6 protein-coding genes and 1 pseudogene are annotated in these 6,090 nt (G+C 63.1%); 3 read left to right on the top strand and 4 right to left on the bottom strand.

Features of this window, described 5'->3' with window-relative positions; translation table 11 throughout:
* The 3 genes and pseudogenes from petB to radC form a co-directional block, all read right to left on the bottom strand.
* Nucleotides 1-686: pseudogene (gene petB, locus Q4G20_RS13570) on the bottom strand (cytochrome b); the annotation flags it as partial.
* A gap of 11 nt (nucleotides 687-697) precedes the next feature.
* Complete coding sequence (gene petA, locus Q4G20_RS13565; protein WP_303343989.1) at nucleotides 698-1,261, bottom strand: ubiquinol-cytochrome c reductase iron-sulfur subunit; 564 nt, start codon at nucleotides 1,259-1,261, stop codon at nucleotides 698-700.
* Nucleotides 1,262-1,455: 194 nt separating this feature from the next.
* Complete coding sequence (gene radC, locus Q4G20_RS13560; RefSeq protein WP_303343990.1) at nucleotides 1,456-2,184, bottom strand: DNA repair protein RadC; 729 nt, start codon at nucleotides 2,182-2,184, stop codon at nucleotides 1,456-1,458.
* A 131-nt stretch (nucleotides 2,185-2,315) separates the two neighbouring features.
* On the opposite strand from radC, the gene Q4G20_RS13555 reads away from it, so the two are divergent.
* The gene (locus Q4G20_RS13555) at nucleotides 2,316-2,843 is read left to right on the top strand and encodes an isochorismatase family protein (RefSeq protein WP_303343988.1); all 528 of its coding nucleotides are present in this window, start codon (nucleotides 2,316-2,318) and stop codon (nucleotides 2,841-2,843) included.
* Here the strand turns inward: Q4G20_RS13555 and tyrS are convergent, their stop codons facing one another.
* Nucleotides 2,844-4,082, bottom strand: coding sequence for a tyrosine--tRNA ligase (gene tyrS, locus Q4G20_RS13550; protein ID WP_303343987.1), 1,239 nt, complete (start codon nucleotides 4,080-4,082; stop codon nucleotides 2,844-2,846).
* A gap of 59 nt (nucleotides 4,083-4,141) precedes the next feature.
* Between tyrS and Q4G20_RS13545 the strand changes: the two genes are divergently transcribed.
* Both Q4G20_RS13545 and Q4G20_RS13540 read left to right on the top strand, forming a co-directional pair.
* Nucleotides 4,142-5,236 carry an anhydro-N-acetylmuramic acid kinase gene (locus tag Q4G20_RS13545; RefSeq protein WP_303343986.1) on the top strand — a complete coding sequence of 365 codons (1,095 nt, stop codon included), beginning with the start codon at nucleotides 4,142-4,144 and terminating at the stop codon, nucleotides 5,234-5,236.
* Between the two features lie 101 nt (nucleotides 5,237-5,337).
* A complete protein-coding gene (locus tag Q4G20_RS13540) occupies nucleotides 5,338-5,895 on the top strand; it encodes a PRC-barrel domain-containing protein (protein ID WP_303343985.1) in 558 nt (185 codons plus the stop codon).
* Nucleotides 5,896-6,090 lie beyond the last annotated feature (195 nt).

Genomic DNA, 6,090 nt, shown 5'->3' with positions numbered 1-6,090 from the left:
ACCTCGATCCCGGTGGGGTTGTTGTTGCCGGTGGTGTGGAAGGCCCAGATATGGACGATCACCAAAGCGGCAATCACAAACGGCAGCAGATAATGCAGCGAGAAGAAGCGGTTCAGCGTGGCGTTATCCACCGCAGGCCCGCCCAGCAGCCAGGTTTGAATCGATTCGCCCACGCCGGGGATCGCGCCAAACAGGCCCGTGATCACGGTTGCACCCCAGAACGACATCTGACCCCAGGGCAGAACATAGCCCATAAACGCGGTCGCCATCATCAGCAGGTAAATCAGCATACCGACGATCCAGGTCACTTCGCGCGGGGCTTTATACGAACCGTAATAGAGGCCGCGGAAGATGTGGATATAAACCGCCATAAAGAACAGCGACGCGCCGTTCATATGCAGATAGCGCAGCATATGCCCGCCATTCACGTTGCGCATGATATGTTCAACGCTGGCAAAGGCCAGATCGACATGCGGGGTATAATGCATGACCAGCACGATGCCGGTCACGATTTGCAGCGCCAGACAAAAGGCCAGCACAATGCCCCAGATCCACCACCAGTTCAGGTTTTTCGGGGTGGGGATCATCAGGGTGTCATACAGCAGGCCAACCACCGGCAAACGGCGGTGCAGCCAACGTTCAATGCCCGTTTTGGGCTGGTAATGGTCGTGTGGAATTCCGGCCATGGGTTCCCTCCTCAGCCCAACTGGATGGTGGTGTCGTTCAGGAACGAGGCCACCGGAATATGCAGGTTTTCAGGTGCAGGCCCGCGGCGGATGCGGCCTGAGCTGTCATAGTGGCTGCCGTGACAGGGGCAGAACCAGCCGTCGAAATCGCCGGCGCCGTCGCCAATCGGCACGCAGCCCAGATGGGTGCAGACGCCGATCTGAACCAGCCATTTACCCTCTGCGTCCAGGGCGCGGTTTTGGTCATCCGCAGGTTCCGGCCCACCCAGATTGGGGTTGCGGGCGTCGCGGTCGGGCAGCGAATTCAGGTCAACCGCGCGCGCTTCGTCGATTTCGCGCTGCGTGCGGTGGCGGATGAACACGGGCTTGCCCAGAAACAGCACGCTGATCTGCGAGCCTTCGGCAACGCCGCTGATGTCCACCTGAATCGAGGACATCGCCTGCACATCAGCAGAGGGGTTCATCTGGTTTACAAGCGTCCAGGCGGCGGCTCCTGCGGCCACCGTGCCTGCGCCCGCCGTGGCATAATAGAGGAAATCCCTCCGGGTGCCTACGTGGTCATCTGCGTGGGACACGGGTCATACTCCAACTTCGGGCCAAATCTGGCCGATACGACATTCCGGGCCGCGTCCGAACGCAGCCTTCGCGGTTGCGGTTCTAGCCTTCAATTTCCCGTCAGTCCAGATCATAAGCCCCCGCCCGCACGCGCATAATGCCGCATCCGGGGCGTAAATCGGGGTGGGGCGGGCGTTTTGCGCACACATCGTCCCTATAACAGCCCCTGCGACCGAAAGCTGATTTCGCGCGATTTGCCGATAATCAGGTGATCGTGCAGGGTGATTCCCATAAATTCGCCCGCCTGTGCGATGCGCGCGGTCATGGTGATGTCCGAATCCGACGGCGTGGGGTCGCCGGATGGGTGATTATGCACCAAAATCAGCGCCGAGGCGTTCAGCTCCAAAGCCCGGCGCACAATTTCGCGCGGATAGACCGGGACATGATCGACGGTGCCGCGCGCCTGTTCTTCGTCCGCGATCAGCACGTTTTTGCGGTCCAGAAACAGCACGCGGAATTGTTCGGTTTCGCCATGCGCCATCACCGTGTGGCAATAATCCAACAGCGCCTGCCAGCCCGACAGGACGGGGCGGTGCATCACCCGCGCCCGCGCCATGCGTTCGGCCGCCGCCGCCACGATCTTCAATTCGGTGATGACCGCCGGACCCACGCCGTCAATCGCCTGCAACCGCGCGGGCGCAGCCGTCAGCACCCGGTTGAAATCGCCAAAGCTTTCGATCAGCCGCCGCGCCAGCGGTTTCACATCCTGACGCGGAATGGCGCGGAACAGCACCAGTTCCAGCATTTCGTAATCCGGCATGGCCGCCGCACCCCCGGTCATGAACCGTTCGCGCAGCCGCGCGCGGTGATCGGCCAGATAGGACGGCGCGGATTTGCCACGCGGCGGGGTCACATCATCCGCCGCCGCCAGAAACAGCGGCATCGGCATTTCGGCAAAGTGATCGGGGCGATTCTGTGTCATGCGCCATCCCTACCACGCCAGCGGTGAACAAAACGTTAACGCTGGACCGCCCGCCGCCCTGCGCCCATAATCGGGGGCAAATGGGGGGATTCATGATTAAATCAGATACATCGCTGCTGTTGGTGATTGATTTTCAAACCCGGCTGATGCCCGCGATCCATGACGGCGCAGGGGCGGTTGACGCCACGTCGCGGCTGATGCGGGCGGCGGGGATTTTGTCAATCCCTTGTGTCGTGACCGAACAATACCCCAAGGGGTTGGGTCGCACCATCCCCGATCTGCCCACGGACGGCGCCACGCTGTTTGAAAAGACCAGTTTTGGCGCCTGCGGTCAGCCGGGGTTTCTGGATCTGATCCCGGCGGATGCGCAGGTGATCGTTACGGGCTGCGAATCGCATGTGTGCGTGCTGCAAACCGTGCTGGAGCTGCTGGATGCGAACCGCCGCGTCTATGTCGTGGCCGATGGCGTCGGGTCGCGCGCGCCGGTCAGCAAAGACATCGCCCTGCGCCGGATGGCGGGGCGGGGGGCGGAACTGGTCACCGCCGAAATGGTGATGTTCGAATGGCTGCAAACCGCGCAGCATCCGCACTTCCGCACCCTGTCGGGCCTGATTAAATAATCAGGCCAGTTGCACGATGACGTGTTTTTTCTTGCCGACCGACACCTTGAGCCCGTCGCCAATCACGCCCGCATCAATTGGGGTTTGCGGGTCGGTGACCAGATCATTGTTCAGCCGCAAGCCGTTTTCGGCGATCAGGCGTTTGGCCTCTTTCCCCGATGCGGTGATGCCGGTTTGCGTCAGCAACTGCACCACGGCCACGGGCAAGGCGTCCGCCGCCACCGTCACCACCTGCAAATCGCCGCCCGCGCCGCCCTGTTCAAACACCTGACGGGCGGTTTCTTCCGCGCTGCGGGCGGCGTCCGCGCCGTGCAGCAGGGTGGTGACTTCGTTCGCCAGCCGGATTTTCGCGATGTTGATGTCAGACCCTTGCAGCGCGGCCAGACGGTCACATTCATCGACCGGCAATTCGGTATAGAGCTTCAGGAACCGGCCCACATCCGCGTCGGTCGTGTTGCGCCAGAATTGCCAGAAATCATAAGGCGACAGCATCGCCGGGTTCAGCCAGGTTGCCCCCCCCGCCGATTTGCCCATTTTCCGCCCGTCGCTGGTCGTCAGCAAGGGCGAGGTCAGCCCCCAGATCACCGTATCATCGACCCGGCGCGTCAGGTCGATGCCGTTGACGATATTGCCCCATTGATCCGACCCGCCCATCTGCAACTGACAGCCATAACGGCGGTTCAGTTCCAGAAAATCATAGGCTTGCAGGATCATATAGTTGAATTCCAGAAACGACAGCGACTGTTCCCGGTCCAGACGCGATTTCACGGATTCAAAGGACAGCATCCGGTTGACGCTGAAATGGCGGCCAATGTCGCGCAGAAACTCAAGATAGTTCAGGCTGTCCAGCCATTCGGCGTTGTTCAGCATCGTCGCGCCATCCGGGCCATAGTCCAGATAACGCGCAAAGACCTGCTGCATCCCGTCAATATTGGCGGCAATCGCGGCGTCATCCAGCAACGGGCGTTCATCGCTGCGGAATGACGGGTCGCCGACTTTGGTTGTGCCGCCGCCCATCAGCGTGATGGGGCGGTTGCCGGTTTTCTGAAACCACCGCAGCATCATGATGTTCAGCAAATGCCCCACATGCAGCGATGCCGCTGTGGCGTCATACCCGATATAGGCCGTGACCGGACCCTGAACCAATGCGTCATCCAGCCCCTGATAATCGGTGCAGTCCGCGATATAGCCGCGTTCGGTCATGATGCGCAGAAAGTCGGATTTGGGGGCAAATGTCATGGCTGTTTCCTTTGTGCTGCCCGCGATATACCGCCCCTGTGGACAAAGGAAAAGGCGCGATGATCCGGGCTTTGGGGATGATGTCCGGCACGTCGCTGGATGGGGTGGATGCGGCGCTGATCGACACCGACGGGGTGCGGATCGGCGGCTTTGGCTCGTCGGGGTTTCTGGGCTTTGACGCGCAGCAGGTGGCGGCGCTGCGGGGGGCCTTGGGCGCGTGGCCGGGTGAGGCGCGTGTGGCGGATGCGGCGGCGGTCACGCTGGCAACCCATGCGGCACTGGCGCGCGATTTCCCCGATGCGCAGGTGATCGGCTTTCACGGGCAGACGCTGGCCCATGATCCGGGCGGGCGCGGCACGCATCAGGCGGGGGATGGTGCGGCCTTGGCGCGCGCCACGGCCCGCCCCGTCATCTGGGATTTCCGATCCGAGGATGTGCGCCGTGGCGGTCAAGGCGCGCCTTTGGTCCCGTTTTTCCATTGGGCCTTGGCAGATTGGGCGGCGGGACAGGGGCTGATCGACCGCGCGCCGGTGGCGTTTCTGAATCTGGGCGGGGTGGGCAATATCAGCTGGGTGGACCCGCGCGCCGATGCCCCCGATGCGCCGGGGGCCTGCGTCGCCTTTGACACCGGTCCCGCCAATGCGCCGATCAACGACCTGATGCTGGCGCGGCGGGGTGTCGCGCGCGATGACGGCGGGGCTGTGGCCGCTGCGGGGCGCGCCGATCCGGGGGTGATCGCTGCGTTCCGGCGCAACCCTTATTTCGCCAAGCAGCCGCCGAAATCTCTGGACCGAGACCACTGGGCGGGGCTGTCGGCGGCGGTCGCAAACCTGCCCGATGCGGATGCGGCGGCGACGCTGGTTGCGGCTGTGGCCGAATCCGTGGCGGCGGGGTTTGACTGGCTGCCCGATGCGCCCGCGCGGGTGCTGGTCTGTGGCGGAGGACGCCACAACGCCACAATCATGGCCGCATTGCGCGCCCGCCTGTCATCTGCCGTTGATCCGGTCGAGGCGATCCACCTGAACGGCGACATGATCGAGGCGCAGGCCTTCGCGTGGCTGGCCGTCCGTGTGTTGCGCGGCTTGCCCGTGTCGGGGCCGATGACCACCGGCGTGCCGGGGCCATGCTGCGGCGGGCGGATCAGCTATCCGTGATCGCATGTGACAAAGATTAACGGAACGGTGACGGGGCGCTGACGTTGATGTGCCGACGTGGACGAACCACGATATAATTGGCACCAACAGGAGAAATTCCCATGAACCGCCTGATGATGACGACCGCCGCTGTGTTTGCTCTGACCGCTCCGGCCTTTGCGCAAACGACCGCCCCTGCTGCCCCCGCAACCGATGGTGCGGTTGTGACGCAGCCCGCAGGTGCGCCGGCTGCGACCGCTCCGGCCACCACGGCGACCACCACGACCGCGGCCCATGGCACCGACCATCAGCGCCCGACGGTCAGCGCCGCGACCCCCGGTGTGACGGCAAGCTGGCTGCAAAGCCGGTCGATCTATACCACCAACCAGCCGCGCACGACCGCATGGGACAACACCGCCCACACGGCCCATGATGTGCGCCCCGACAATTGGGAAAACATCGCTAATGTGTCGGATCTGGTGATGACCGATGACGGGCATCTGGTGGGTTACACCGCAGATATCGGCGGCTTCCTGGGTCTGGGCGCGCGCACCGTCCTGCTGGGCGCGGATGAGCTGCACATCGTCCGCGCGGGCGACGACACCTATCTGGTGACGAACTACACCCGCGAGGAACTGGAAAACCTGCCCGAATTCGACATGACCCATGTCCATAACTGATCGGTGACATCCGGTTTTCAGGGGGCGCCCGCTGCGGCGCCCCTTTTTCGTGGGATTTATGCAAAATGGCTGCGCTTTGCCCTTGACGGGGGCGGGGATGCTGCGTAAACCCCCTTCACCCCGGAGGCGATTCCGGGATCTGGTGAGCGGTTGTAGCTCAGTTGGTTAGAGTACCGGCCTGTCACGCCGGGGGTC

The sequence above is a fragment of the Paracoccus sp. (in: a-proteobacteria) genome, from assembly GCF_030538495.1.
Lineage (GTDB): Bacteria > Pseudomonadota > Alphaproteobacteria > Rhodobacterales > Rhodobacteraceae > Paracoccus.
The sequence above is the reverse complement of the archived record's forward strand: the minus strand, read 5'-3'. Positions and strand labels throughout refer to the sequence as shown.

Bases quoted from the DNA above. Each gene is read 5' to 3' on its own strand.
- radC (WP_303343990.1), bottom strand. From the start codon at position 2,184: ATGCCGCTGTTTCTGGCGGCGGCGGATGATGTGACCCCGCCGCGTGGC.
- Q4G20_RS13555 (WP_303343988.1), top strand. From the start codon at position 2,316: ATGATTAAATCAGATACATCGCTGCTGTTGGTGATTGATTTTCAAACC.
- tyrS (WP_303343987.1), bottom strand. From the start codon at position 4,082: ATGACATTTGCCCCCAAATCCGACTTTCTGCGCATCATGACCGAACGC.
- Q4G20_RS13545 (WP_303343986.1), top strand. From the start codon at position 4,142: ATGATCCGGGCTTTGGGGATGATGTCCGGCACGTCGCTGGATGGGGTG.
- Q4G20_RS13540 (WP_303343985.1), top strand. From the start codon at position 5,338: ATGAACCGCCTGATGATGACGACCGCCGCTGTGTTTGCTCTGACCGCT.